Source organism: Streptomyces sp. NPDC004658, from assembly GCF_040609555.1.
GTDB lineage: Bacteria > Actinomycetota > Actinomycetes > Streptomycetales > Streptomycetaceae > Streptomyces.
Genome location: NZ_JBEXKG010000006.1, coordinates 66739 through 93687, shown reverse-complemented (window position 1 = coordinate 93687; position 26949 = coordinate 66739). Strand labels below are relative to the sequence as shown.

The 26949-nt window shown below is 70.4% G+C and carries 22 protein-coding genes; 7 read left to right on the top strand and 15 right to left on the bottom strand.

Annotated elements, in window-relative coordinates; all coding sequences use genetic code 11:
- The first annotated feature begins 114 nt into the window (after positions 1-114).
- Genes ABZV94_RS04635 through ABZV94_RS04610 form a run of 6 tightly spaced genes read left to right on the top strand, consistent with a single transcriptional unit; the run spans position 115 to position 6979 of the window.
- Positions 115-903 (top strand): GntR family transcriptional regulator, encoded by a 789-nt coding sequence (locus tag ABZV94_RS04635; RefSeq protein ID WP_356337092.1) that lies wholly within the window; start codon positions 115-117, stop codon positions 901-903.
- Positions 904-936: 33 nt separating this feature from the next.
- The gene (locus tag ABZV94_RS04630; RefSeq protein WP_356337090.1) at positions 937-1164 is read left to right on the top strand and encodes a ferredoxin family protein; all 228 of its coding nucleotides are present in this window, start codon (positions 937-939) and stop codon (positions 1162-1164) included.
- Between the two features lie 14 nt (positions 1165-1178).
- Positions 1179-2522 carry an ABC transporter substrate-binding protein gene (locus tag ABZV94_RS04625; RefSeq protein WP_356337087.1) on the top strand — a complete coding sequence of 448 codons (1344 nt, stop codon included), beginning with the start codon at positions 1179-1181 and terminating at the stop codon, positions 2520-2522.
- Positions 2519-3430, top strand: a complete 912-nt coding sequence (locus tag ABZV94_RS04620) for an ABC transporter permease (protein ID WP_356337085.1) — start codon at positions 2519-2521, stop codon at positions 3428-3430. The genes ABZV94_RS04625 and ABZV94_RS04620 overlap by 4 nt, the downstream gene beginning before the upstream one ends.
- Positions 3414-4202: an ABC transporter ATP-binding protein gene (locus ABZV94_RS04615; RefSeq protein ID WP_356337083.1), complete on the top strand. Its 789-nt coding sequence runs from the start codon at positions 3414-3416 to the stop codon at positions 4200-4202. The genes ABZV94_RS04620 and ABZV94_RS04615 overlap by 17 nt, the downstream gene beginning before the upstream one ends.
- Positions 4203-4213: 11 nt before the next feature.
- Positions 4214-6979, top strand: a complete 2766-nt coding sequence (locus tag ABZV94_RS04610; protein ID WP_356337081.1) for a fumarate reductase/succinate dehydrogenase flavoprotein subunit — start codon at positions 4214-4216, stop codon at positions 6977-6979.
- A gap of 28 nt (positions 6980-7007) precedes the next feature.
- Here the strand turns inward: ABZV94_RS04610 and recQ are convergent, their stop codons facing one another.
- From recQ to ABZV94_RS04535, 15 genes are all read right to left on the bottom strand, one after another.
- Positions 7008-9008 carry a DNA helicase RecQ gene (gene recQ, locus ABZV94_RS04605; RefSeq protein ID WP_356337079.1) on the bottom strand — a complete coding sequence of 667 codons (2001 nt, stop codon included), beginning with the start codon at positions 9006-9008 and terminating at the stop codon, positions 7008-7010.
- Between the two features lie 205 nt (positions 9009-9213).
- Positions 9214-10863, bottom strand: a complete 1650-nt coding sequence (gene nuoN / locus ABZV94_RS04600) for an NADH-quinone oxidoreductase subunit NuoN (RefSeq protein ID WP_356337077.1) — start codon at positions 10861-10863, stop codon at positions 9214-9216.
- The gene (locus ABZV94_RS04595; RefSeq protein WP_356337074.1) at positions 10860-12431 is read right to left on the bottom strand and encodes an NADH-quinone oxidoreductase subunit M; all 1572 of its coding nucleotides are present in this window, start codon (positions 12429-12431) and stop codon (positions 10860-10862) included. The genes nuoN and ABZV94_RS04595 overlap by 4 nt, the downstream gene beginning before the upstream one ends.
- 5 nt (positions 12432-12436) lie before the next feature.
- On the bottom strand, positions 12437-14383 hold the full coding sequence (gene nuoL / locus ABZV94_RS04590; RefSeq protein ID WP_356337072.1) for an NADH-quinone oxidoreductase subunit L: 1947 nt from the start codon (positions 14381-14383) through the stop codon (positions 12437-12439).
- A 15-nt stretch (positions 14384-14398) separates the two neighbouring features.
- A complete protein-coding gene (gene nuoK, locus ABZV94_RS04585; protein WP_030641022.1) occupies positions 14399-14698 on the bottom strand; it encodes an NADH-quinone oxidoreductase subunit NuoK in 300 nt (99 codons plus the stop codon).
- Positions 14695-15540, bottom strand: coding sequence for an NADH-quinone oxidoreductase subunit J (locus tag ABZV94_RS04580; RefSeq protein ID WP_356337070.1), 846 nt, complete (start codon positions 15538-15540; stop codon positions 14695-14697). Before ABZV94_RS04580 ends, nuoK begins: the two co-directional genes overlap by 4 nt.
- Positions 15537-16187: an NADH-quinone oxidoreductase subunit NuoI gene (nuoI, locus tag ABZV94_RS04575; protein ID WP_103812736.1), complete on the bottom strand. Its 651-nt coding sequence runs from the start codon at positions 16185-16187 to the stop codon at positions 15537-15539. Before nuoI ends, ABZV94_RS04580 begins: the two co-directional genes overlap by 4 nt.
- The gene (gene nuoH / locus ABZV94_RS04570) at positions 16180-17547 is read right to left on the bottom strand and encodes an NADH-quinone oxidoreductase subunit NuoH (protein ID WP_356337068.1); all 1368 of its coding nucleotides are present in this window, start codon (positions 17545-17547) and stop codon (positions 16180-16182) included. The genes nuoI and nuoH overlap by 8 nt, the downstream gene beginning before the upstream one ends.
- Complete coding sequence (locus tag ABZV94_RS04565; RefSeq protein WP_356337065.1) at positions 17544-20072, bottom strand: NADH-quinone oxidoreductase subunit G; 2529 nt, start codon at positions 20070-20072, stop codon at positions 17544-17546. Before ABZV94_RS04565 ends, nuoH begins: the two co-directional genes overlap by 4 nt.
- Positions 20069-21418: an NADH-quinone oxidoreductase subunit NuoF gene (gene nuoF, locus ABZV94_RS04560; RefSeq protein ID WP_181140426.1), complete on the bottom strand. Its 1350-nt coding sequence runs from the start codon at positions 21416-21418 to the stop codon at positions 20069-20071. The genes ABZV94_RS04565 and nuoF overlap by 4 nt, the downstream gene beginning before the upstream one ends.
- Complete coding sequence (nuoE, locus tag ABZV94_RS04555) at positions 21415-22281, bottom strand: NADH-quinone oxidoreductase subunit NuoE (RefSeq protein WP_356337063.1); 867 nt, start codon at positions 22279-22281, stop codon at positions 21415-21417. The genes nuoF and nuoE overlap by 4 nt, the downstream gene beginning before the upstream one ends.
- A complete protein-coding gene (locus ABZV94_RS04550; RefSeq protein ID WP_356337062.1) occupies positions 22278-23618 on the bottom strand; it encodes an NADH-quinone oxidoreductase subunit D in 1341 nt (446 codons plus the stop codon). The genes nuoE and ABZV94_RS04550 overlap by 4 nt, the downstream gene beginning before the upstream one ends.
- Positions 23615-24373, bottom strand: coding sequence for an NADH-quinone oxidoreductase subunit C (locus ABZV94_RS04545; RefSeq protein ID WP_356337147.1), 759 nt, complete (start codon positions 24371-24373; stop codon positions 23615-23617). The genes ABZV94_RS04550 and ABZV94_RS04545 overlap by 4 nt, the downstream gene beginning before the upstream one ends.
- Before the next feature lie 53 nt (positions 24374-24426).
- A complete protein-coding gene (locus ABZV94_RS04540; protein WP_007383964.1) occupies positions 24427-24981 on the bottom strand; it encodes an NADH-quinone oxidoreductase subunit B in 555 nt (184 codons plus the stop codon).
- Between the two features lie 15 nt (positions 24982-24996).
- Positions 24997-25356 (bottom strand): NADH-quinone oxidoreductase subunit A, encoded by a 360-nt coding sequence (locus tag ABZV94_RS04535; protein WP_356337060.1) that lies wholly within the window; start codon positions 25354-25356, stop codon positions 24997-24999.
- Positions 25357-26099: 743 nt separating this feature from the next.
- On the opposite strand from ABZV94_RS04535, the gene ABZV94_RS04530 reads away from it, so the two are divergent.
- Complete coding sequence (locus ABZV94_RS04530; protein WP_356337058.1) at positions 26100-26930, top strand: C40 family peptidase; 831 nt, start codon at positions 26100-26102, stop codon at positions 26928-26930.
- Positions 26931-26949 lie beyond the last annotated feature (19 nt).

The window sequence follows — 26949 nt, the reverse complement described above, 5'->3', positions numbered from 1 at the left end:
GATCTTGCCCCGGAACAGGAGAACGCCCAGGTCAGCGACCCGCTCAGTGTGGCCTGACCTGGCGCAACACTTCAGCAACACGCCATTCCCTACCGCATGGGTATGGTTCCAGCCATGCCACCCACCGACCGCCCCCGAGACCATGCCGGGCAGGGCGCCGCGAACACCGTCGCCGCCCACCGCGCACGGCGCCGGCTGCGGGCGGACCGGGCCAGGCAACTCGCCGACCTGCTGCGCCGCCAGATCCTCACCGGCGCCTTCCACAACGGCAGCCTCCCCCACGAGTCCACCCTCGCCACCGACTACCGCGCCTCCCGCAACACCGTCCGCCAAGCGCTGGACCTGCTCCGGGCCGAGGGCCTGGTGGACCGGCTGCCCGGAGTCGGCACCGTCGTCGTCGCCCGTAAATACCCGCACGGGCTCGACCGTCTGATGGGCCTCGCGGAAACCCTCCGCGAACACGGCCGCGTCACCAACGAGGTCCGCACCATGGGCCCCGCCCCGGCACCCGTCCCCGTGGCCGAACGCCTCCGCGTTCCGGCCGGCGCCGACGTGCTGTACATCGAGCGCCTGCGCCGCCTGAACGGCCTCCCGCTCTCCCTCGACCTCACCTACATCCCGCTCGACATCGGCACCGGCCTGCTCGGCGCCGACCTGGAGAACACCGATGTCTTCCGCCTCCTGGAAGCCATCACCGGCCGGCGTCTGGGCCACGCCGAGATCACCCTGGAGGCGGTGAACGCGGACGCCCACTCCGCAGCCGTACTCCAAGCTCCCCGCGACGCCGCCGTACTGATGCTGGAACGACTCACCCACCTCGCCGACGGCCGCCCCGTCGACCTGGAGTTCATCCGCTTCCGCGGCGACCGCATCACGATGAGCGGCCTGCTGAACCGGTCGTAACCGCCCCCGCCTGCACGCTTCCTGGAGACAGCCATGCCCTTGGCGCCCCAGCGGGCCGACGTGCCCGTGACCATCGACGAGTCGAAGTGCATCGACGGCTGCACCCTCTGCGTGGACATGTGCCCGCTGGACTCCCTCGCCATCGACGTCACCAGCGGCAAGGCGTACATGCACGTCGACGAGTGCTGGTACTGCGGCCCCTGCGCGGCCCGCTGCCCCACCGGAGCCGTCACGGTCAACATGCCCTACCTGCTGCGGTGAGAGGTACCACCATCATGAAACGCACGACAGTCGCCCTGTCCGCCGCCGCGCTCCTGCTGCCCCTGTCCGCCTGCGGCGGCAGCGCCGAGGCGGGCAGCGGCTCCACGGTCACCGTGACCGTCGGCTACCAGTCCAAGACCATCAACACCGTCACCGCGGGGACGCTGCTGCGCTCGCTCGGATACTTCGAGAAGCAGCTCGACTCCCTGCACGACGGCCACACCTACAAGGTCGACTGGCAGGACTACGCCACCGGCGCCCCGATCACCGCCCAGATGACCGCCGGGAAGATCGACATCGGCTCGATGGGCGACTTCCCGCTGCTGCTCAACGCGGCCCGCGGCAAGCAGCTCGGCCGGCCGACGCACCTGGTCTCCGTCACCGGCTACAACCTGCGCGGGGGGCTCAACACGATCGTCACCGCGCCGGACTCCACGCTCACGTCCCTGAAGGACCTGAAGGGCAAGAAGGTCTCCACGAGCATCGGCTCGGCCGCCGACGGCACCCTCGTACGCGCCCTGCGACAAGCCGGCATCGACCCGGACAAGGGGATCTCCAAGCTCAACCAGCAGCCGGCGGTGGGCGCTTCGGCGCTGTCCGCCGGCAGCGTGGACGCGCTGTCCCAGTTCGTGGCCTGGCCGGGCCTGCTCGCCCGCCAGGGCAAGGCCAAGGCCCTGTACGACGGAGCCCAGCTGAACCTGCCCACGTTCCACGGCGTGACCGCACGCGAGGACTTCGCCCAGCAGCACCCGGCCGTCCTGGAGGCGTTCCTCACAGCGCAGGCCCGGGCCACGGACTACCTCAACGGCCACCCCGTCGCGGCGGCCGAGAAGGTCGCCGAGGCCACCGGCCTGCCTGCGGAGGTCGTCTACCTGTACAACGGCGCCCACGGCATCGCCACGTTCAACCCGGCGATCACCCCTCAGCTCGTCTCCGCGCTGAAACAGGACGTGTCCGTACTGAAGTCGGCCAAGCTGACCGGCGACATCGACGTGGACGCCTTCGTCGACGACCAGTACGTGAAGAAGGCCCTCACCACGTCGTACGCCAAGCGGCTCGCCGCGTCGCTCCCGCCTGCCGCGAGCGAGGTGTGGCCCAAGGGCAGCAGTAGAACGCTCTCCTACAAGTCCCCGAAGCAGCTGCTGGCCTACGTGGCCGCGCATCAGGGCGGCATCCGCGCCGCCTACGTGCCCGACGCCACCACCGGCACCCTCTGGTTCGCCGACAAGGCCGTCTGGGTGGCCGACGGCGACCGGCTGCTGCCCTTCGTCACCCCCGCCACCGCGCGGGACTACGTCTCCGCCCACGGCGGTGCCCGCACGGTGTCGTACCGCGAGGCTCTGGAGCGGGCCTCATGACCCGGCCCCTGTCCCGGTATGCGCTGCGGGCGGTGTCGCTGGCCGCCGCCCTGGGCCTGTGGCAGCTGCTGACCGGCCTGAACGTCGACCTGTGGCTGCGGTTCTCGCAGTTCCCGACGGTCACCGACGTGGCCCGCGCCTTCGCCGACCGGCTCTCCGGCGGCGACTACTGGACCGACCTCACCGACAGCCTCACCCGTATCCTCACCGGCTTCGCGCTGGCGGCGGTCCTCGGCGTGGCGGCCGGCGTGCTCGTGGCCCGCTCCCGCCTGGCCGAGGACCTGCTCGGCCCGGTGCTGGAAGTGGTCCGCCCGATCCCGGCGATCGCCCTCGTCCCGGTCGCGATCCTCCTGTTCCCGTCGAACGAGCAGGGCATCGTCTTCATCACCTGCACCGCCGCCTTCTTCCCCGTACTGGTCTCCACCCGGCACGCGGTCCGCGCGCTGACCCCGGTCTGGGAGGAGGCGGTGCGCACCATGGGCGGCGGCCGGCTCCGGATCCTCGGCTCGGTCGTGCTGCCGGGGGCGCTGCCCGGCGTCTTCGGCGGGCTGTCGGTCGGCATCGGCGTGTCGTGGATCTGCGTGATCTCCGCGGAGATGATCTCCGGCCAGTACGGGGTCGGCTACCGCACCTGGCAGGACTACACGGTGGTGAACTACCCGGGCGTCTTCGTCGGCATGGTCACCATCGGCGTCCTCGGCTGGATCACCTCGACGGCCGTGGAACTCCTCGGCCGCAGGCTGACCCGCTGGCTTCCCCGCACCTCGTACGTCCCCGGAGGGCGTCCCCGCGCGCCCCGGCCGCTCGCCGCAGCCGCTCGTCCCGAAGGCGATGCCCAGCAGCAGGCCAAGTCCGAGCAACACGGCGAGAACGACACCGAGGAGGCCCGTGATGAGCACCTCGTCTGAGACCGTCACCGCTCCCGTCGCGCCGGTACCGGCGGCCGTGCGCGGCACCCGGCTGGCCTTCCGGTCCGCCGTGCTCGGCCGCCCGGGCGCGCCGGTCCTCTCCGACGTCGACCTGGAGGTCGCTCCCGGTGAGATCCTCACCGTCGTCGGCCCGTCCGGCTGCGGCAAGTCCACCCTGCTGCGTACGCTCGCCGGGCTGCTGCCACCGCTGGACGGCGCGGCCGAGGCGGACGGAAGCCCGCTGACCGGGCCGTCGGCCGACCGCGCGCTGGTCTTCCAGGAGGACGCGCTGCTGCCCTGGCGCAGCCTGCGCGGAAACGTCGAACTCCCCCTGGCCATCGGGGGCGTACCGCGTGCGGAACGGCGTTCCCGGGCCGAGTCCTGGCTGGCACGGGTCGGAGTCAGCGCACAGGCGGGGCAGTTGCCGCACCGGGTGTCCGGCGGGCAGCGCCAGCGCGCCCAGTTGGCCCGGGCGTTGGCGGACAGCCCGCGGGCGGTCCTCATGGACGAGCCGTTCGGCGCCCTCGACGCGCAGACCCGGTCCGGCATGCAGGACCTGCTGGTGGAGGTGTTGCGGGGCACCGGAGCGACCGTCGTGTTCGTCACGCACGACGTGGACGAGGCCCTCTTCCTCGGCGACCGCGTGGCCCTGCTCGGTTCGGGACGGGTGTCCTGCGTACGCGAGGTGCCGCGCCCCCGTGATCGTGCGGCCTTCGACGATCCGGCCCGTGTGGCGCTGCGCCGCGCCGTCCTCAGCTCGCTCGGCTCCTGAAAGGCATCCCGGTGACCACCCTCGCGTCCGACTCCCTGCAGATTCCCGCCGTCACCGATGCCGAGGAGCTGATCTGCGACGTCCTCGTCGTCGGCGGCGGTACCGCCGGCACCATGGCCGCCCTGACCGCCGCCGAGCGCGGCGCCAACGTCCTGCTGCTGGAGAAGGCCCACGTCCGGCACTCCGGCGCGCTCGCCATGGGCATGGACGGCGTCAACAACGCGGTCGTCCCCGGCCGTGCCGAGCCCGACGACTACGTCGCCGAGATCACCCGCGCCAACGACGGCATCGTCGACCAGTCCACGGTCCGCCAGACCGCTACGCGCGGCTTCGCGATGGTGCAGCGGCTGGAGTCGTACGGGGTCAAGTTCGAGAAGGACGAGCACGGCGAGTACGCGGTCCGCCAGGTCCATCGCTCCGGCTCGTACGTACTGCCGATGCCAGAGGGCAAGGACGTCAAAAAGGTCCTGTACCGGCAGTTGCGGCGGCGGGAGATGCGGGAGCGGATCCGGATCGAGAACCGGGTGATGCCGGTCCGGGTCCTCACCGCCGACGGACGGGCCGTGGGTGCCGTCGGGTTCCAGACCCGTACCGGCGCGTTCGTCACCGTCCGCGCGGGTGCGGTGATCCTCGCGACCGGTGCCTGCGGCCGGCTCGGTCTGCCGGCCTCCGGTTACCTTTACGGCACCTACGAGAACCCCACCAACGCCGGTGACGGGTACGCCATGGCCTACCACGCGGGCGCCGAGCTGACCGGTATCGAGTGCTTCCAGATCAACCCGTTGATCAAGGACTACAACGGACCGGCCTGCGCCTACGTCGCCAACCCGTTCGGTGGCTACCAGGTCAACCGGCACGGCGAGCGGTTCGTCGACTCCGACTACTGGTCGGGGCAGATGATGGCCGAGTTCGCCGCCGAGGTCGCCGGTGACCGGGGCCCGGTCTACCTCAAGCTGAGCCATCTGCCCGAGGAGTCGATCTCCGCCCTGGAGTCGATCCTGCATTCCACCGAGCGGCCCACCCGCGGCACCTTCCACGCCGGGCGCGGGCACGACTACCGCACCCACGACGTCGAGATGCACATCTCCGAGATCGGCCTGTGCGGCGGCCACTCCGCTTCGGGCGTCCGCGTCGACGACCACGCGCGTACGACCGTGCCCCGCCTCTACGCCGCCGGCGACCTCGCCTGCGTCCCGCACAACTACATGATCGGCGCCTTCGTCTTCGGTGACCTCGCGGGCGCGGACGCCGCCCGGTACAGGGCGTACGACGGTGAGCTTCCCGCGGACCAGGTGCGCGAGGCCCACGAGTTGATCTACCGCCCGCTGCGCAACCCGGACGGCCCGCCGCAGACCCAGGTCGAGTACAAGTTGCGCCGCTTCGTGAACGACTACGTGGCACCGCCGAAGTCCGGCGCGCGGCTCTCCCTCGCGCTGGAGGCGTTCGAGCGGATGCGCGCCGACATCGCTTCGATGGGGGCCCGGACTCCGCACGAGCTGATGCGCTGTGCCGAGGTCACCTTCATACGCGACTGCGCGGAGATGGCCGCCCGCGCCTCTCTGGCCCGTACCGAGTCCCGCTGGGGGCTCTACCATGATCGTCTCGATCATCCCGGGCGCGACGACGTCTCCTGGTTCCACCATCTCGATCTGCACAAGTCCCCCTCTGGTGCGATGGAGTTCACGGCCCGTCCCGTGGCTCCCTATCTGGTGCCGGTGGAGGAGTTCACGCCTGTCGGCGGTCCCTCCCGGCCACTCGGCGAGGTCCGTCCCGAGCACGTGGCCACGGCCGGACCGCGTGAGGTGGCGCCGGTGGCCGTGCGGGCCGCGTCCGCGCCCGCCGCCGGTTCCGCGGACCGGGCGCACCCGCGGGGTGCCGCCTCGCCCCGGCTGCTGGAGCTGCTCGGGCTGGCCGAGGCGGAGCCGGAACTCGCGGCGGTCGAGCCGTACCTGGCCGACTCGGATCCCGCTGTGCGCCGTACGGCCGTCGCGGTGCTCACGGAGACCGTGCCGCCCGGCACCGGGCGGGCCCTCGCCGGTGCGCTCACCGACCCCGATGCCGAGGTCCGCGCGGCTGCCGCGGCCTCACTGCGGGAGCTCGTCGAGACGCTGCCGCCGGAACCGGCTCTGGGCGCCGCCCTCGTCGGTGCCCTCGCCGAGGCCGACCCCGTCGTCCGGGCCGCCGCCCTCGATGTGCTGCGGGCCCTGCGGCTCGGCGAGGCCCGGGTGTTCGCGGCGGCGCTGGACGATCCCGACATCGCCGTCCGGACGGAGGCGGTGCGGGCGCTCGTCTCGGTGGACGCGGTCCGGGCACTGGCGGGCGCGGCGGACGACGCCTCCCGGGAGGTCCGGGTCACTGTGGCGAAGGCCCTGGCCACGGTCGGTACGGCGTCCCTCGCCGCGGCCGACCGGGACCTGCTCACCGCGGCTCTGGGACGGCTGACCGAGGACGGTGATCCTCTGGTGCGCGGCACGGCGCTCGGTGCGCTGGCCGCCACCGGCTGCCCGGCGCCGCTGGCCGCACGTGCCGTGGCCGCGCTGTCCGACCCGGCCTGGCAGGTGCGGTCCGGTGCCGCGACCGCGCTGTCGGCCGCGACCGCCGACACGGCCGTCCCGGCCCTCGCCAAGTCTCTCGCCGACCCGAACGCCGACGTCCGTAAGGCGGCGGTGCTGGCGCTGGGCCGGCACCGGGCCTCGGCGGAGGCCCGCGCGGCCCTCGCCACGGCCACGTCCGACTCGGACGCGGACGTCCGGGCCTACGCGGCGCGGGGGCTGTGAGTCCCGCACCGTGCGGGCACGTGCCGGGCTATATCCAGTCGTCCGGCTCCGGCTCGTCGGCCGGTTCGGGCCAGTCGGACTCCGGCGTGTCGGCGGCGGCCGGGGCTTCGTCGGCGGCCTTGGCGGCTCCGTCCAGGGAGGCCAGTACGTCGAGCAGCCCTTCGCCGTACGTCGCCAGCTTCTTCTCACCGACGCCGTTCACCGTGCCCAGCTCCCGCACCGAGCCGGGCCACCGGGTCACGATCTCGCGCAGGGTGGCGTCGTGGAAGATGACGTACGCCGGGACGCCCTGTTCCCGGGCCTGTTCGGCGCGCCAGGCCCGCAGGGCCTCGAACGCGGGGAGCAGTGCCTCGGGAAGCTCGGCCGCGACGGCCTTGGCCTTGCGGTCGCCTCCGGAGGAGCCGGCGGACCGCGACCGTGAGGTGGCCGGCTTTTTCGGCTCCTTGCGCAGGGGCACCTCGCGCTCGCGCCGCAGCACCGAGCCGCTCGCCTCGGTCAGCACCAGCGTGCCGTACTCCCCCTCGACCGCGAGGAGCCCCTGGGCCAGCAGCTGCCGGATGACCCCGCGCCACTCGCCCTCGGAGAGGTCCTGGCCGATGCCGAAGACGGACAGCTGGTCGTGGTCGAACTGGATCACCTTGCCGGTGCGCTTGCCGAGCAGGATGTCGACGATCTGCATCGCGCCGAACTTCTGCCCGCGCTCCCGCTGCAGCCGCACCACCGTGGAGAGCACCTTCTGTGCGGCGATCGTGCCGTCCCAGGTCTCGGGCGGGGTGAGGCAGGTGTCGCAGTTGCCGCAGGCCGCGGCCTCGGGGTCCTGGCCGAAGTAGGCGAGCAGCTGGCCCCGGCGGCACTGGGCGGTCTCGCACAGCGCGAGCATGGCGTCGAGGTGGGCGGCGGCCCGGCGGCGGAACGCCTCGTCGCCCTCACCGGACTGGATCAGCTTGCGCTGCTGTATGACGTCGTTCAGGCCGTACGCCATCCAGGCCGTGGACGGCAGGCCGTCGCGGCCCGCCCGGCCGGTCTCCTGGTAGTACCCCTCGATCGACTTGGGCAGGTCCAGGTGGGCGACGAAGCGGACGTCCGGCTTGTCGATGCCCATGCCGAAGGCGATGGTCGCGACCACGACCAGGCCGTCCTCGCGCAGGAACCGGGCCTGGTGGGCCGCGCGCGTGGCCGCATCCAGGCCCGCGTGGTACGGCACCGCCGCGATGCCGTTGGCGGTCAGGAACTCCGCCGTGCGCTCCACCGAGTTGCGCGAGAGGCAGTACACGATGCCGGCGTCGCCCGCGTGCTCCTCCCGGAGGAAGGCGAGCAGCTGCTTTTTGGGGTCGGCCTTGGGCACGATCCGGTACTGGATGTTGGGCCGGTCGAAGCTGGCGACGAAGTGCCGGGCCGTCGGCAGGTTCAGCCGTTGGGTGATCTCCTGGTGGGTGGCGCGGGTGGCCGTGGCGGTGAGGGCGATCCGCGGGACGTCCGGCCAGCGCTCGCCGAGCAGGGAGAGGGAGAGGTAGTCGGGGCGGAAGTCGTGGCCCCACTGGGACACGCAGTGGGCCTCGTCGATCGCGAAGACGGAGATCTTGCCGCGGGAGAGCAGGTCCAGCGTGGCGTCGACGCGCAGGCGCTCCGGTGCCAGGTACAGCAGGTCCAGCTCGCCGGCCAGGAACTCGGCCTCGACCATGCGCCGCTCGTCGAAGTCCTGGGTGGAGTTGATGAAGCCGGCGCGGACACCGAGGGCGCGCAGGGCGTCCACCTGGTCCTGCATGAGGGCGATCAGGGGCGAGACGACCACGCCGGTGCCGGGCCGGACCAGGGCCGGGATCTGGTAGCACAGCGATTTGCCGCCGCCGGTCGGCATGAGGACGACGGCGTCGCCGCCCGCCACCACGTGCTCGATGATCGCCTGCTGCTCGCCTCTGAAGGCGTCGTATCCGAAGACCCGGTGCAGCGTGGCCAGCGCCTCGCTGTCGGTCGTGCCCGGCCCTTCGGTCACCCGTGCCATCTCGCTGATCCCGCCCGTCACGCCCATCGTCCTGTCCCCCGTCGGTCCCCCGTGTGTCGTCTCTCGACCGCTGCATCCACCATAGGGGTCCGGACCGACAGCCCCGGAGTTATCCACAGGCTCGGTCGTTTCCGTGCGCCACCGGTCAGCCGCGGCCGGCGGGACCCGGAGAACGCCGCTGCCCGGCGCCCTCCGGTGAGGGTGCCGGGCAGCGGCGCGGGTGACGCGGGGGTCAGCGCACGAAGACTCCCGCCTGGTTCGCCAGGTCCAGGAAGTACTGCGGCGCCACGCCGAGGACCAGGGTCACGGCCACGCCCAGGCCGATCGCGAGCATGGTCAGCGGGGACGGGACGGCGACCGTCGGCCCTTCCGGTCGCGGCTCGCTGAAGAACATCAGCACGATCACGCGGATGTAGAAGAACGCGGCGATCGCCGAGGAGATCACACCGATCACGACCAGTGGGGCCGCGCCGCCGTCCGCCGCCGCCTTGAACACGGCGAACTTCCCGGCGAACCCGGAGGTCAGCGGGATGCCGGCGAAGGCCAGCAGGAACACGGCGAACACGGCCGCCACCAGCGGCGAGCGACGGCCGAGGCCGGCCCACTTCGACAGGTGCGTCGCCTCGCCGCCCGCGTCGCGCACCAGCGTGACCACGGCGAACGCGCCGATCGTCACGAAGGAGTAGCCCGCCAGGTAGAAGAGGACCGACGACACGCCGTCCTTCGAGGTGGCGATCACACCCGCGAGGATGAAACCGGCGTGCGCGATGGACGAGTACGCCAGCAGCCGCTTGATGTCGGTCTGGGTGATGGCGACGATCGCACCGCCCAGCATGGTGACGATCGCCACGGCCCACATGACCGGCCGCCAGTCCCAGCGCAGCCCGGGCAGGACGACGTACAGCAGGCGCAGCAGCGCGCCGAACGCGGCGACCTTCGTCGCCGCCGCCATGAAACCGGTCACCGGGGTGGGCGCGCCCTGGTAGACGTCGGGCGTCCACATGTGGAACGGCACCGCGCCCACCTTGAACAGCAGGCCCATCAGGAGCATGGCGCCGCCGACCAGCAGCAGCGCGTCGTTGCCCATGGTGTTGGCGAGGGCCGGGTCGACGTCGGTGACGGTGCCGTCGACGACCTGGGCGATGCGCGCGTACGACATCGAGCCCGCGTAGCCGTACAGCAGCGCGATGCCGAACAGGGTGAACGCGGAGGCGAACGCGCCGAGCAGGAAGTACTTGACCGCGGCCTCCTGCGACATCAGCCGCTTGCGGCGGGCCAGCGCGCACAGCAGGTACAGCGGCAGGGAGAAGACCTCCAGGGCGACGAACAGGGTCACCAGGTCGTTCGCCGCCGGGAAGATCAGCATGCCGCCGACCGCGAAGAGCAGCAGCGGGAAGACCTCCGTGGTGGTGAAGCCCGCCTTCACGGCGGCCTTCTCGCTGTCGCTGCCGGGTACGGAGGCGGCCTGCGCGGCGAAGGAGTCGACGCGGTTGCCGTGCGCCGCCGGGTCCAGGCGCCGCTCGGCGAAGGTGAACAGGCCGACGAGGCCGGCCAGCAGGATCGTGCCCTGGAGGAAGAGGGCCGGGCCGTCGACCGCGATGGCGCCCATGGCCGCGATGTGCGCCTTCGTGGTGCCGAACCCGTCGGCCGCGAGCGCGACGACCGCGGCGAACGCGGCGCACAGGGCGACGACGGACACGAACACCTGCGCGTAGTAGCGGGACCGGCGCGGCACGAACGCCTCGATGAGCACCCCGACCAGTGCCGCACCGATGACGATCAGCGTCGGCGACAATTGTCCGTATTCGATCTTCGGCGCGTCGATCTTCGAGATCGGTTCGGCCGCGGTTGTCCACAGGCTGTGGACGGCTGGTGCGCTCACTTGGCCGCCTCCACCTCGGGCTTGGGGTCCTTCTTCTGGACGTCGGACATGGTCTGCTTGACCGCCGGGTTGACGATGTCCGTCACGGGCTTCGGATAGACGCCCAGGAAGATCAGCAGCACGATCAGCGGGGCGACGACCACCAGCTCACGCACCCGCAGGTCGGGCATCGCGGAGACCTCCGGCTTCACCGGGCCCGTCATCGTCCGCTGGTACAGCACGAGGGTGTACAGCGCGGCGAGGACGATGCCGAAGGTGGCGATGATCCCGATCACCGGGTAGCGCGTGAAGGTGCCGACCAGGACGAGGAACTCGCTGACGAACGGCGCCAGTCCGGGCAGCGAGAGGGTGGCGAGGCCGCCGATCAGGAAGGTGCCGGCGAGCACCGGGGCGACCTTCTGCACGCCTCCGTAGTCCGCGATGAGCCGCGAGCCGCGCCGGGAGATGAGGAAGCCGGCGACCAGCATCAGGGCGGCCGTGGAGATGCCGTGGTTGACCATGTAGAGCGTGGCGCCGGACTGGCCCTGGCTGGTCATCGCGAAGATGCCCATGACGATGAAGCCGAAGTGCGAGATCGACGCGTAGGCCACCAGGCGTTTGATGTCCCGCTGGCCGACGGCGAGCAGTGCGCCGTAGACGATGCTGATGAGCGCCAGGACGAGGATGACCGGTGTCGCCCACTTCGACGCCTCCGGGAAGAGCTGGAGGCAGAAGCGGAGCATCGCGAAGGTGCCCACCTTGTCGACGACCGCGGTGATGAGGACGGCGACCGGTGCGGTGGACTCCTGCATGGCGTTGGGCAGCCAGGTGTGCAGCGGCCACAGCGGCGCCTTCACCGCGAAGGCGAAGAAGAAGCCGAGGAACAGCCAGCGTTCGGTGCTGGTCGCCATGTGCAGCGAGCCGTTCGCGCGGGCCTCGGCGATCTGCGTGAGCGAGAAGTTCCCGGCGACCACGTAGAGGCCGATCACCGCGGCCAGCATGATCAGACCGCCGGCCAGGTTGTAGAGCAGGAACTTCACCGCCGCGTACGACCGCTGGGTGGCGGCCGTCTCCTCGCCGTGCGCGTGGGCACGGTCCCCGAAGCCGCCGATGAGGAAGTACATCGGGATGAGCATGGCTTCGAAGAAGATGTAGAAGAGGAAGACGTCGGTGGCCTCGAAGGAGATGATCACCATCGCTTCCACGGCCAGGATCAGCGCGAAGAAGCCCTGCGTGGGCCGCCAGCGGCGGCTGCCGGTCTCCAGCGGATCGGCGTCGTGCCAGCCCGCCAGGATGATGAACGGGATCAGTGCGGCGGTCAGCGCGATCAGGGCGACCGCGATGCCGTCGACACCCAGTTCGTACCGGACCCCGAAGTCCTTGATCCAGGCGTGGGACTCGGTGAGCTGGTAGCGGGAGCCGCCCGGGTCGAACCGGACCAGGACGGTGATCGCCAGGGCGAGCGTGGCGAGCGAGACGAGCAGCGCCAGCCACTTGGCGGCGGTGCGCCGGGCGGCCGGTACGGCGGCCGTGGCGACCGCCCCGAGGGCCGGGAGCGCCGCCGTCGCTGTCAGCAGAGGAAAGGACATCGGTATCAGACCGCCCTCATCAGCAGGGTCGCGGCGACCAGGAGTGCCGCGCCGCCGAACATCGAGACCGCGTAGGAGCGGGCGAAGCCGTTCTGGAGTCGGCGCAGCCGCCCGGACATACCGCCGAAAGCGGCCGCCGTGCCGTTGACGACGCCGTCGACCAGGGTGTGGTCGACGTACACCAGGGAGCGCGTCAGGTGCTCGCCGCCGCGCACCAGCACCACGTGGTTGAAGTCGTCCTGGAGCAGGTCGCGGCGGGCCGCGCGGGTGAGCAGGGAGCCGCGCGGGGCGACGGCCGGGACGGGCTTGCGGCCGTACTGCGCCCAGGCGATGGCGACGCCGATGACCAGGCAGACCATGGTGGCGCCGGTGACGGTCGCCGCGCTGAGCGGGGAGTCGCCCTCACTGTGTCCGGTGACGGGCTCCAGCCAGTGCAGGAAGCGGTCGCCGATGCTGAAGAAGGCACCGCCGAAGACCGAACCGACGGCGAGGACGATCATGGGGATCGTCATGACCTTCGGGGACTCGTGCGGGTGCGGCTCGGAGTGCTCGCCCCGGGTCTCGGCGGCGGGCTCCACGCTGGGCTCGGCCGGGGACGGGGTCGGGGCGTTGCGCCACCGCTCCTCGCCGAAGAACGTCATCAGCATCACGCGCGTCATGTAGAAGGCGGTGATGGCCGCGCCCAGCAGGGCCGCGCCGCCGAGGATCCAGCCCTCGGTGCCGCCCTTGGCGAACGCCGCCTCGATGATCTTGTCCTTGGAGAAGAAGCCGGACAGGCCGGGGAAGCCGATGATGGCGAGGTAGCCGAGGCCGAAGGTGATGAACGTGACCGGCATGTACTTGCGCAGGCCGCCGTAGCGGCGCATGTCGACCTCGTCGTTCATGCCGTGCATCACGGAGCCGGCGCCGAGGAACAGCCCGGCCTTGAAGAAGCCGTGCGTCACCAGGTGCATGATCGCGAAGACGTAGCCGATGGGGCCGAGGCCGGCCGCGAGGACCATGTAGCCGATCTGCGACATGGTCGAGCCGGCCAGCGCCTTCTTGATGTCGTCCTTGGCGCAACCGACGATCGCACCGAACAGGAGCGTGACCGCGCCGACGACCGTGACGGCCAGCTGTGCGTCGGGGGCGGCGTTGAAGATGGCGCCGGAGCGGACGATCAGGTAGACGCCCGCCGTCACCATCGTCGCCGCGTGGATGAGGGCGGAGACCGGGGTCGGGCCCTCCATGGCGTCCCCGAGCCAGGACTGGAGCGGCACCTGGGCGGACTTGCCGCAGGCGGCGAGCAGCAGCATCAGGCCGATCGCGGTGAGCTTGCCCTCGGAGGTGTCACCGGTGTGGCTGAGGACCGGGCCGAAGGCGAAGCTGCCGAAGGTGGTGAACATCAGCATGATCGCGATCGACAGGCCCATGTCGCCGACCCGGTTGACCAGGAAGGCCTTCTTCGCGGCCGTGGCGGCGCTGGGCTTGTGCTGCCAGAAGCCGATCAGCAGGTACGAGGCGAGGCCGACACCCTCCCAGCCGACGTACAGCAGCAGGTAGTTGTCGGCGAGGACGAGCAGCAGCATCGCCGCGAGGAACAGGTTCAGGTAGCCGAAGAAGCGGCGCCGCCGCTCGTCGTGCTCCATGTACCCGACCGAGTACAGGTGGATCAGCGAGCCGACGCCCGTGATGAGCAGGACGAACGTCATGGACAGCTGGTCCAGGCGGAAGGTGACGTCCGCCTGGAAGCCGGCCACCGGGACCCAGCTGAACAAGTGCTGCGTCAGGGTCCGGTGCTCCGCGCCCTTGCCGAGCAGGTCGGCGAAGAGGAGGAGGCCGAACACGAAGGAGGCGGCCGACAGGAGCGTGCCGATCCAGTGGCCGACGCGGTCCAGGCGCCGGCCGCCGACCAAGAGGACGGCCGCTCCGAGCAGGGGCGCCGCGATGAGCAGCGCGATCAGGTTCTCCACGATTCTTCCGACCCCTTACAGCTTCATCAGGCTGGCGTCGTCGACCGAGGCCGAGTGGCGGGCACGGAACAGCGACACGATGATCGCGAGACCCACCACGACCTCCGCGGCGGCGACGACCATCGTGAAGAAGGCGATGATCTGGCCGTCGAGGTTGCCGTGCATCCGGGAGAAGGTGACGAACGCGAGGTTGCAGGCGTTCAGCATCAGCTCGATGCACATGAAGACCACGATGGCGTTGCGCCGGATCAGGACGCCGGTCGCACCGATCGTGAACAACAGGGCGGCGAGGTAGAGGTAGTTGACCGGGTTCACTTCGACGCCTCCTCGGGCCGCTTGAACGTCTCCGGCTCGATCGCCCGGCGCTCCAGGCGCTCCTCCGCGCGCTGCTCCAGCGCCCGCAGGTCGTTGAGCGCCTCCGCGGACACGTCACGGATCTGGCCGCGTTCGCGCAGCGTCTTGTTGACGGTCAGCTCGGACGGGGTGCCGTCGGGCAGCAGGCCCGCGATGTCCACGGCGTTGTGCCGGGCGTAGACACCGGGGGCGGGCAGCGGCGGGATGTGCTTCCCCTCCCGGATGCGCTGTTCGGACAGCTCGCGCTGGGTCCTGGCGCGCTCGGTGCGCTCCCGGTGGGTGAGCACCATGGCGCCGACGGCGGCCGTGATGAGCAGCGCGCCGGTGATCTCGAAGGCGAAGACGTACTTGGTGAAGAGGAAGGACGCCAGGCCCTCCACGTTGCCGTTCGCGTTCGCCCGGCCGGTGCCGTCGAACTCCTTCAGGGAGGCGTTGCCGATGCCGGCGAACAGCAGGACCCCGAAGCCGACCCCGCACAGCAGGGCCAGCCAGCGCTGGCCCTTGATGGTCTCCTTCAGGGAGTCCGCGGCCGTGACGCCGACGAGCATCACCACGAACAGGAACAGCATCATGATCGCGCCGGTGTAGACGACGATCTGCACGATTCCGAGGAAGTAGGCGCCGTTGGCGAGGTAGAACACCGCCAGGACGATCATGGTGCCGGCGAGGCAGAGCGCGCTGTGCACGGCCTTCTTCATGAAGACGGTGCACAGGGCGCCGATCACCGCGATCGTGCCGAGGACCCAGAACTGGAAGGCCTCACCGGTGGAGGTGGTGTAGGCGGCGAGGTGCTGCGCGGTCATCGGCCGATCACCTTCTCCGAGGCCGGCTCGTCCTCGCCGAAGGTGGAGGCGGCCTCCTGCGGGACCTCGCCCTTGGAGACGGCCACCTGGCGGACCGTACCGGGCGCGGCCTGCGTCACCAGGCCGCGGTAGTAGTCCTGTTCGTCCGTCCCCGGGAAGATCGCGTGCGGCGTGTCGACCATGCCCTCTTCGAGACCGGCGAGCAGCTGCTCCTTGGTGTAGATGAGGTTGGCGCGGCTGGAGTCGGCCAGTTCGAACTCGTTCGTCATCGTGAGCGCGCGCGTGGGGCACGCCTCGATGCACAGCCCGCACAGGATGCAGCGGGCGTAGTTGATCTGGTAGACGCGGCCGTACCGCTCGCCCGGCGAGTAGCGCTCCTCGTCGGTGTTGTCGGCGCCCTCCACGTAGATGGCGTCGGCGGGGCAGGCCCAGGCGCACAGCTCGCAGCCGACGCACTTCTCCAGGCCGTCCGGATGGCGGTTGAGCTGGTGCCGTCCGTGGAACCGCGGAGCCGTGGTCTTCTTCTGCTCCGGGTACTGCTCGGTCAGCCGCTTCTTGAACATGGCCTTGAAGGTCACGCCGAAGCCGGCCACGGGGTTCTGGAAGCCGGGCTTGGTCTGCCCGGACTCCTGAGGCTCCTCAGCCATCGGACGCCTCCTTTCCATCCGAAGATCCGTCACTGACAGTGTCCGGTCCACCACTGACAATCAGCTCCCGCTCGCCCCAGCGCGGGCGGCGCCTGGGCACCGGCGGCAGCTGCTGTCCGGGCAGCGGCGGCACGGGGAACCCGCCCGCCATCGGGTCGAAGGCCGGCTGCTGGTCGGCGGGTGGCGCGGCCGGCTTCGCCTTGTCGCGGAACATGTCGGCGGCGAAGGAGATCAGCAGCAGGGCGAGGACACCACCGCCGACGTAGAGGGCGATGTCGGCGAAGTCGTAGTTCTCGTTGCGCAGGGCGCGGACCGTCGCGACCAGCATCAGCCAGGTCACGGAGACCGGGATGAGGACCTTCCAGCCGAGCTTCATCAGCTGGTCGTAGCGGACGCGCGGGAGCGTGCCGCGCAGCCAGATGAAGAAGAACAGCAGCAGCTGGACCTTGATGACGAACCAGAGCAGCGGCCACCAGCCGTGGTTCGCGCCCTCCCAGAAGGAGCTGACCGGCCAGGGGGCGCGCCAGCCGCCGAGGAACAGGGTGGTCGAGACGGCCGAGACCGTCACCATGTTCACGTACTCGGCGAGCATGAACATCGCGAACTTGATCGACGAGTACTCGGTGTTGAAGCCGCCCACCAGGTCGCCCTCGGACTCCGGCATGTCGAAGGGGGCGCGGTTGGTCTCGCCGACCATCGTGACGATGTACAGGATGAAGGAGACCGGCAGCAGCAGGATGTACCAGCGGTCGTGCTGCTGCTCCACGATCGTGGACGTCGACATCGACCCCGAGTAGAGGAACACGGAGGCGAACGCGGCGCCCATGGCGATCTCGTACGAGATCATCTGCGCGCAGGAGCGAAGGCCGCCCAGGAGCGGGTAGGTGGAGCCGGAACTCCAGCCCGCCAGCACGATGCCGTAGATGCCGACCGAGGCGATCGCGAGGATGTAGAGCATCGCGATCGGCAGGTCGGTGAGCTGCATCGTGGTGCGGTGACCGAAGATCGAGATCTCGTTGCCGGCCGGGCCGAAGGGGATCACCGCGATCGCCATGAAGGCCGGGATGGCCGCGACGATCGGCGCCAGGACGTAGACCACCTTGTCCGCGCGCTTGACGATGACGTCTTCCTTGAGCATCAGCTTCACGCCGTCGGCGAGCGACTGGAGCATGCCCCAGGGGCCGTGCCGGTTGGGGCCGATGCGCAGCTGCATCCAGGCGACGACCTTGCGCTCCCAGACGATGGAGAACAGCACGGTCACCATCAGGAACGCGAAGCAGAAGACGGCCTTGACGACGACCAGCCACCAGGGGTCGCGGCCGAACATCGAGAGGTCTTCAGCGGCGAGGTACGGGCTCATGCCTCCACCTCCTTGGGGGCCTCTTCGGCGACTGCCGCCGGGCCGATGCGGACGAGGGAGCCGGGCTGTGCCCCGGTGTCGGAGGCGACGCCGGCACCGGCGGAGTTCAGCGGGAGCCAGACCACGCGGTCGGGCATCTCGGTGATCTGCAGGGGCAGTTCGACCGTGCCGACGGGGCCGGTGACGGCCAGGACGCCGCCGTCCGTGACGCCCGCCTCGGCGGCCGTCGCGGCGGACACGCGCGCGCGTGCGGCGTGCCGGGTTCCGGCGAGCGCCTCGTCGCCCTCCTGGAGGACGCCCTGGTCGAGCAGCAGCCGGTGCCCGGCGAGCACGGCCTCCCCGGCGGCCGGGCGGGGCAGCGCGCCCGCGGTCTCCGTGGGTCCGGAGGCGCGGGGGCCGTCCCAGGAGCCGAGCCGGTCGATCTCCGCGCGCGTGGTGCGCAGATCCGGCAGGCCCAGCTGCCGCCGCCCGTCGGCGCCTTCGACGCCGTCCATGGCGTCGGCGAGCATGTGCAGCACCCGCGTGTCGGTCGGCGCGAGCGGGCGGGTCATCTGGTCGGGCTTGAGCGCGGCCTCGAAGAGGCGCACACGGCCTTCCCAGTTCAGGAAGGTCCCCGCCTTCTCGGCGACCGCGGCGACCGGCAGGACGACGTCGGCGTGGGCGGTGACCTCGCTGGGCCGCAGCTCCAGCGACACCAGGAAGCCGACGTTCTCCAGCGCCTCACGCGCGCGTGCCGGGTCGGGCAGGTCGGCGACCTCCACGCCGGCGACCAGCAGCGCCGAGAGCTCGCCGGTGGCGGCGGCCTCGACGATCTGGTGGGTGTCGCGGCCGTAGCGCGCCGGGAGTTCGGCGAGGCCCCAGGCCGCGGCGACCTCCTCCCGCGCGCGCGGGTCGGTCGCCGGGCGGCCTCCCGGCAGCAGCGAGGGCAGCGCGCCCACCTCGACGGCCCCGCGCTCACCGGCCCGGCGCGGGATCCACACCAGTTCGGCGCCGGTCGCGGTGGCGGCGCGCAGCGCGGCGGTGAGTCCGCCCGCGACACCGGCCAGCCGCTCTCCCACGACGATGACGGCGCCCTCGGTGCGCAGGGCCTCGGCGGCGAGCGTGCCGGGCTCCTCCAGGCCGACGCCGCTCGCGAGCGCGTCCAGCCACTCCGTCTCGGTGCCCGGAGCGGCCGGCAGCAGCGTGCCGCCCGCCTTCTCCAGACCCCGGGTCGCGTGTGTGGCCAGCGAGAACACCCGCTGCTTGCGCTTGCGCCAGGCCTTGCGCAGCCGCAGGAAGACGCCGGGTGCCTCCTCCTCCGACTCGAAGCCGACCAGCAGGACGGCGGGCGCCTTCTCCAAGGAGGTGTACGTGGCGCCCGTACCGTCGAGGTCCCGGCCGCGGCCGGCCACCCGGGCGGCCAGGAAGTCGGCTTCCTCGCCGCTGTGCACGCGCGCGCGGAAGTCGATGTCGTTGGTGTCGAGCGCCACGCGCGCGAACTTGCTGTACGCGTAGGCGTCCTCGACGGTCAGCCGGCCGCCGATGAGGACACCGGCCCGGGAGCGGGCGGCGCTCAGGCCGCGCGCGGCCGCTTCCAGGGCCTCCGGCCAGGAGGCGGGCTCCAGGACACCGTCGGCGTTGCGCACCAGCGGCGTGTCGAGGCGGTCCTTCATCTGCGCGTACCGGAACGCGAAGCGTCCCTTGTCGCAGATCCACTCCTCGTTGACCTCGGGGTCGTAGGCGGCGAGCCGCCGCATGACCTTGCCGCGCCGGTGGTCGGTGCGGGTGGCGCAGCCGCCGGAGCAGTGCTCGCACACCGACGGGGAGGAGACGAGGTCGAAGGGGCGGGAGCGGAACCGGTAGGCGGCCGAGGTGAGCGCGCCGACCGGGCAGATCTGGATGGTGTTGCCGGAGAAGTACGACTCGAACGGGTCGCCCTCGCCGGTACCGACCTGCTGGAGCGCGCCCCGCTCGACCAGCTCGATCATGGGGTCGCCCGCGATCTGGTTGGAGAAGCGGGTGCAGCGGGCGCACAGCACGCACCGCTCGCGGTCGAGCAGCACCTGGGTGGAGATCGGTACGGGCTTCTCGTAGGTCCGCTTCTTGCCGTCGAAGCGGGACTCGGCGTTGCCGTGGGACATCGCCTGGTTCTGCAGCGGGCACTCGCCGCCCTTGTCGCAGACCGGGCAGTCCAGGGGGTGGTTGATGAGCAGCAGCTCCATCACACCGCGCTGGGCCTTCTCGGCGACCGGCGAGGTCAGGTGGGTCTTGACGACCATGCCGTCCGTGCACGTGATCGTGCAGGACGCCATCGGCTTGCGCTGGCCCTCCACCTCGACGATGCACTGGCGGCAGGCGCCGGCCGGGTCCAGCAGGGGGTGGTCGCAGAAGCGGGGGATCTCGATGCCGAGCTGCTCGGCGGCCCGGATGACCAGGGTGCCCTTGGGCACGCTGATCTCGATGCCGTCGATCGTCAGCGTGACGAGGTCCTCCGGCGGGACCGCCGCCTCTCCCCCACCCGCGGGAGCACTGGTGGTCACGGTCATGCGTTCACCTCCGGGCGGTCCGCCCAGGCCGTCGACTTGGCCGGGTCGAAGGGGCAGCCCCGGCCCGTGATGTGCTGCTCGTACTCCTCGCGGAAGTACTTCAGTGAGGAGAAGATCGGGGACGCGGCGCCGTCGCCGAGGGCGCAGAAGGACTTGCCGTTGATGTTGTCGGCGATGTCGGCGAGCTTGTCGAGGTCGGACATCACGCCCTTGCCGGCCTCGATGTCCCGCAGCAACTGCACCAGCCAGTACGTCCCTTCGCGGCAGGGTGTGCACTTGCCGCAGGACTCGTGGGCGTAGAACTCGGTCCAGCGGGTCACCGCCCGCACCACGCAGGTCGTCTCGTCGAAGCACTGCAGCGCCTTGGTGCCGAGCATGGAGCCGGCGGCGCCGACGCCCTCGTAGTCGAGGGGGACGTCGAGGTGCTCGTCGGTGAACATCGGCGTGGAGGAGCCGCCCGGCGTCCAGAACTTCAGGCGGTGGCCCGGCCGCATGCCGCCGCTCATGTCGAGGAGCTGGCGCAGCGTGATGCCGAGCGGGGCCTCGTACTGGCCGGGGCTCGCGACGTGGCCGCTGAGCGAGTAGAGCGTGAAGCCCGGGGACTTCTCGCTGCCCATCGACCTGAACCAGTCCTTGCCGTTTTTCAGGATGGCGGGAACCGACGCGATCGACTCGACGTTGTTCACGACAGTGGGACAGGCGTAGAGGCCTTCCACCGCAGGAAAGGGGGGACGGAGCCGCGGTTGACCACGGCGGCCTTCGAGCGAGTCGAGCAGTGCGGTCTCCTCACCGCAGATGTACGCGCCGGCGCCCGCGTGCACGGTGAGCTGGAGGTCGAGTCCGCTGCCCAGGATGTTCTCGCCGAGGTAGCCCGCCGCGTAGGCCTCGCGCACGGCCTCGTGCAACCGCCGCAGGACGGGGACGACTTCACCCCGCAGATAGATGAAGGCATGCGACGACCTGATGGCGTAGCACGCGATCACGATGCCCTCGATGAGGCTGTGCGGGTTCGCGAAGAGGAGCGGGATGTCCTTGCAGGTACCCGGCTCCGACTCGTCGGCGTTGACAACTAGATAGTGCGGTTTTCCATCACCCTGCGGGATGAACTGCCACTTCATCCCGGTCGGGAATCCCGCGCCGCCGCGGCCCCGCAGCCCGGAGTCCTTGACGTACGCGATCAGGTCGTCCGGCGACATGGCGAGGGCCTTGCGGAGCCCCTCGTACCCCTCGTGCCTCCGGTAGACGTCCAGAGTCCAGGACCGGTCCTCGTCCCAGAAGGCCGACAGCACGGGTGCGAGCAGCTTCTCCGGGCTCGGGTCCTTGACCTCGGATACCACGGTCATCACTCACCCTCCTCGGCGGTAGGCCCCGCGGGGTGGGCAGGGTCGGAGGCCGATGTGTCCTGCGGCGCGTCATGGGAGCTGAGGTGCTCGGCCGGCGACGGCTCGTGCACCTTGTCCTGCGGTTCCTCGTGCGGACCTCCGCGCGGATGGACCACGCGCGCGGGTGCGGCCTCTCCCCTCGCCAGGCGAAGGCCCACCAGTGACGCGGGTCCCGCACTGCCGCCCTCCTCGACGGCCCCGGGCCGCTCGTCGGGGAAGCCGGCCAGAATCCGCGCGGTCTCCTTGAAGGTGCACAGGCGCGCCCCGCGCGTGGGCTGCACGGAGCGTCCCGCCCGCAGGTCGTCGACCAGGCGCTTGGCGCTCGCCGGGGTCTGGTTGTCGAAGAACTCCCAGTTGACCATCACGACCGGCGCGTAGTCGCAGGCCGCGTTGCACTCGATGTGCTCCAGGGTGACCTTGCCGTCGTCGGTGGTCTCGCCGTTGCCGACGCCCAGGTGCTCCTGGAGGGTCTCGAAGATCGCGTCGCCGCCCATGACCGCGCACAGCGTGTTGGTGCAGACGCCGACCTGGTAGTCACCGGACGGCTTGCGCCGGTACATGGTGTAGAAGGTGGCGACGGCGGTGACCTCGGCCGTGGTCAGGCCCAGCATGTCCGCGCAGAACCGCATGCCGGTGCGCGTGACATGGCCCTCCTCCGACTGCACGAGGTGGAGCAGCGGCAGCAGGGCGGAGCGGGAGTCCGGGTAGCGCGCGATCACTTCGCGCGCGTCCGCCTCCAGCCGGGCCCGGACGTCGTCCGGGTACGCGGGTGCGGGCAGTTCGGGCATGCCCAGGCTGACGCCCCGCTCGGAAGAAGAGGTGGTCACCGGTCGACGCCTCCCATCACGGGGTCGATGGACGCGACGGCGACGATGACGTCGGCGACCTGGCCGCCCTCGCACATCGCCGCCATGGCCTGAAGGTTGGTGAAGGACGGGTCGCGGAAGTGGACCCGGTAGGGGCGGGTGCCGCCGTCGGAGACCGCGTGCACCCCGAGTTCGCCCTTGGGCGACTCGACGGCCGCGTACGCCTGTCCCGGCGGGACCCGGAAGCCCTCGGTGACGAGCTTGAAGTGGTGGATCAGGGCCTCCATGGAGGTGCCCATGATCTTCTTGATGTGGTCGAGGGAGTTGCCGAGTCCGTCCGGGCCCAGGGCGAGCTGGGCGGGCCAGGCGATCTTCTTGTCGGCGACCATGACCGGGCCGGGCTGGAGCCGGTCCAGGCACTGCTCGATGATCCCGAGCGACTGGCGCATCTCCTCCAGGCGGATGAGGAAGCGGCCGTAGGCGTCGCAGGTGTCGGCGGTCGGGACGTCGAAGTCGTACGTCTCGTAGTCGCAGTACGGCTGGGCCTTGCGCAGGTCGTGCGGCAGGCCGGTGGCGCGCAGGATCGGGCCGGTCGCGCCGAGGGCCATGCAGCCGGCCAGGTCGAGATAGCCGATGTCCTGCATGCGGGCCTTGAAGATGGGGTTCCCGGTGGCGAGCTTGTCGTACTCCGGGAGGTTCCTCTTCATCTTCTTCACGAACTCGCGGATCTGGTCCACCGCGCCGGGCGGCAGGTCCTGGGCGAGTCCGCCGGGCCGGATGTACGCGTGGTTCATGCGCAGGCCCGTGACCAGCTCGTAGATGTCGAGAATCATTTCACGATCACGGAATCCGTAGATCATGATCGTGGTGGCGCCCAGCTCCATGCCGCCGGTGGCGATGCACACCAGGTGGGAGGACAACCGGTTCAGCTCCATCAGGAGCACCCGGATGATCTTGGCGCGCTCGGTGATCTGGTCCTCGATGCCGAGGAGCTTCTCGACGGCGAGGCAGTAGGCGGTCTCGTTGAAGAAGGACGTCAGGTAGTCCATGCGGGTCACGAACGTGGTGCCCTGCGTCCACGTGCGGTATTCGAGGTTCTTCTCGATGCCCGTGTGGAGGTAGCCGATGCCGCAGCGGGCCTCGGTGACCGTCTCGCCCTCGATCTCCAGGATCAGACGGAGCACCCCATGGGTGGACGGGTGCTGGGGACCCATGTTGACGACGATGCGCTCGTCGTCGGCGCGGGCCGCGGACTGGACGACCTCGTCCCAGTCGCCACCGGTGACCGTGTAGACGGTGCCCTCGGTGGTCTCGCGTGCGGACGCGGCCGACGCGGCGGATGCTGACTGCGTGCTCACGAGTACGACCTCCGCTGGTCCGGAGCCGGGATCTGGGCGCCCTTGTACTCGACGGGGATGCCGCCGAGGGGGTAGTCCTTGCGCTGCGGGTGGCCCTGCCAGTCGTCCGGCATCATGATCCGCGTCAGGGCCGGGTGACCTTCGAAGACGATGCCGAAGAAGTCGTAGGTCTCGCGCTCGTGCCAGTCGTTCGTCGGGTAGACGGAGACCAGCGACGGGATGCGCGGGTCGCCGTCGGGGGCGCTGACTTCGAGGCGGATCAGCCGGTTGTGGGTGATCGAGCGCAGGTGGTAGACCGCGTGCAGCTCGCGGCCCTTGTCGTTCGGGTAGTGGACGCCGCTGACGCCGGTGCACAGCTCGAAGCGCAGGGCCGGGTCGTCGCGCAGGGTGCGGGCGACGCGGACCAGGTGCTCGCGTTCGATGTGGAAGGTCAGTTCGCCGCGGTCGACGACCGTCTTCTCGATGGCGTTGCCGGGGAGGAGCCCCTGTTCCTCCAGGGCGCCCTCCAGCTCGTCGGCGACCTCGTCGAACCATCCGCCGTAGGGCCGGGTCGCCGGTCCCGGGAGTCGGACCGAGCGGACCAGCCCGCCGTAGCCGGAGGTGTCGCCGCCGTTGTTGGCGCCGAACATGCCGCGCTGGACGCGGATCTCCTCGCCGCCCTGGCCGCGCTGGCCGGGGAGGTTGGAGGCGGAGAGATCCTTCTCGGGGTTCACCCCGTTCGCGGAGCCGTTCGCCCCGTTCGCGGAGCCGTTCACCCCGTTCGCGGAGCCGTTCGCCCCGTGGTTTCCCTGGGTGCTGTTCGCGTCGCTCACCGCAGCAGCCCCTTCATCTCGATCGTGGGAAGGGCCTTGAGCGCCGCCTCCTCCGCCTCGCGGGCCGCCTCCTCGGCGTTCACGCCGAGCTTGGAGGACTGGATCTTCTGGTGGAGCTTGAGGATCGCGTCCATCAGCATCTCGGGGCGGGGCGGGCAGCCGGGCAGGTAGATGTCGACCGGGACGATGTGGTCGACGCCCTGGACGATCGCGTAGTTGTTGAACATGCCGCCGGAGGAGGCGCAGACACCCATGGAGATCACCCACTTGGGGTTGGGCATCTGGTCGTAGACCTGCCTCAGGACGGGCGCCATCTTCTGGCTGACCCGGCCGGCGACGATCATGAGGTCCGCCTGGCGCGGTGAGCCGCGGAAGACCTCCATGCCGAAGCGGGCCAGGTCGTAGCGGCCGGCGCCGGTGGTCATCATCTCGATGGCGCAGCAGGCGAGGCCGAAGGTGGCCGGGAAGACGGACGCCTTGCGCACCCAGCCTGCGGCCTGCTCGACGGTGGTCAGCAGGAAGCCGCTCGGCAGCTTTTCTTCGAGTCCCATGTCGTTAAAGGCCCCTCAGTCCCATTCCAGGCCGCCGCGCCGCCATACGTACGCGTACGCGACGAAGACGGTGAGCACGAAGAGCAGCATCTCCACGAGCCCGAAGATCCCCAGGGCGTTGAAAGTGACGGCCCAGGGGTAGAGGAAGACGATCTCGATGTCGAAGACGATGAAGAGCATCGCCGTCAGGTAGTACTTGATGGGGAAGCGCCCGCCGCCGGCCGGCGTGGGGGTCGGCTCGATGCCGCACTCGTAGGCTTCGAGCTTCGCGCGGTTGTACCGCTTCGGACCGATCAGCGTGGCCATGACCACGGAGAAGATCGCAAAGCCTGCCCCGAGGGCTCCCAGTACGAGGATGGGCGCATACGCGTTCACCGCTCCTCGCTCCTCTCAGTCGGCACTGACTGCTGGCGGTTGCACTGGGCTCACATCCGTCTCACCGGTCCCACGAACCCCGCTCGCCCCGGCGAAGATCGCGAACATGTGAAGCAGGTCACAAGCCCAACTGCCTCGCATCTTATGCCCGCCGCTCTGTGATCTGCGACACGGGGTATTGCACAAGCTTTGTGATCTCTACCACCTGACGAAGGATCATGAAGTCGGATGATGAGTGATCTTCATACGCGAAGCGTTCAGTTGATCACCAGAAGTGACAATCTTGCATGTCATCGCAGGCCGGAGGGGGCGTCTCCATATCAAGAGAGTTCCGGTGCATGCAAATTCGCGGTGGACGCGGGTCCCTGGTAGTGGAGCGCGTTCACACCTCGGAGGGAGTCCGGGGCGGGGTGTGGACGCGGTCCGGGGCGCGTGCATGCGTTCACGAGCCGAGCACGCGTCGGACGCGACGCTTCCGGTAATCGTTCCGTGACCTCCGCCACATTCATGAGAGGCGTCTGAGAACCGGGCTTGGCCAATGAAGCCAACCAGTGGTAAGCGGGGGGCAATTCGGACGTAATGATCAAAGACCGTGATCAAGGGCTTGATCGCGGGCGTCCGCAATGTCCGTTACGGCGTCAATAAAGAGCGACACGCCCGGGTTTCCGGGTCTCGATTGAACAACTGTGGCGCAGCACACGTTTCTTGAAGATATGAAGGAGCCCCTGGTACCGGTTGTTCCCATGTCCCACACCGCTCACATACGCAGCCACCGGAAGCCCCGCCGCAGCGCGTCGACCCTCGCGATGCGGGCCGGAGTTGCCGGTGGCGTTCTCGGCACCCTGGCAGTCGCCGGGGCGTCCGGCTCGGCGAACGCGGCCGAGCCGGTGACGCAGACCCTCGAACTGCCCACCCTGACGGCCGACCTGGCCGCTCAGGCGGCCCAGTCCGCGGACGCCACCGAGCAGGCCGCCGCGAACTACCAGCTGCAGGCCGAGCGTGACGCGGCTGCCGCAAAGGCCGCGAAGCAGGCGAAGGCGGACCTCGCCGACGCCAAGAAGAAGGCGGCGGAGGCCAAGAAGAAGGCCCAGGAGGCCGCCCGCAAGGAGGCCGCCGCCCGCGCCTCCCGCTCCGCGGAGCGGACCACGCTCTCCACCACGGCGGACGTCGGCTCCACCTCGACGTCCACCTCCACCTCCACCAGCACGTCCACGGCCACCGGTTCGGCCGCGGCCGTCATCAGCTTCGTCAAGGCCCAGGTCGGCAAGGCGTACGTCTCCGGTGCCACCGGTCCCTCCGCCTACGACTGCTCCGGCCTGGTGCAGACGGCCTTCAAGCAGGTCGGCATCAGCCTGCCGCGCGTCTCCCAGGACCAGTCGACGGCCGGCACCCAGGTCTCGCTGAGCAACCTCCAGCCGGGCGACATCCTGTACTGGGGCGGCGCGGGCAGCGCCTACCACGTCGCCGTGTACGTCGGCGACGGCATGTTCGTGGGCGCGCAGAACCCCTCCACCGGCGTCGTGGAGCGCCCGCTGTCGTACGACCCGCCCACCGGTGCCGTGCGGGTGCTCTGAGCGCACTCCGCACCTCTCA